At 40.0% G+C, this 440-nt stretch carries 1 protein-coding gene; it reads left to right on the top strand.

Annotation, left to right across the window (positions count from 1 at the left end; translation table 11 throughout):
• The coding region (gene tnpA / locus DW739_RS15255) for an IS200/IS605 family transposase (RefSeq protein WP_243023801.1) at positions 1-279 on the top strand (279 nt) is incomplete at its 5' end.
• Positions 280-440: the final 161 nt, after the last annotated feature.

Raw genomic sequence — 440 nt, 5'->3', positions numbered from 1 at the left:
ATAGCTGACGATAAAGGTTTTACCGTTCATTTATTTGAATGTAGTGAAGGTGATCATGTTCACTGTTTTGTATCAGCTCCACCAAAGCTGTCAATAACAGCCATTATCAAGTATCTGAAGGGGATCACAGGCAGGAAATTATTCGAACGTTTTCCGGAAATAAGAAACCAGTTGTGGAAGGGAGAACTGTGGAACCATTCCTATTATGTGGAAACGATCGGATCCGTATCTGAGGAAAATATTCGCCGTTATATTGAACATCAGAGCAAGTCGTATTAATTCAATGTGAATTGTAAATATTCATATGCATGGCTGTCTGAAGGGGGGAGGAGAATGCTGTTGTCTCACAGAACATCGGTTAATATCCGGCCGGAATATTCTAATATTATAGGGCATATGTGTTACGCTGCTTCCAAGCTCTGGAATGTCTGCAATTATGA

This window comes from Clostridium sp. AM28-20LB (assembly GCF_003480665.1).
In the GTDB taxonomy this organism is placed as follows: Bacteria; Bacillota; Clostridia; order Lachnospirales; family Lachnospiraceae; genus Otoolea; species Otoolea fessa.
This window is presented reverse-complemented; position numbering and strand designations above follow the sequence as displayed.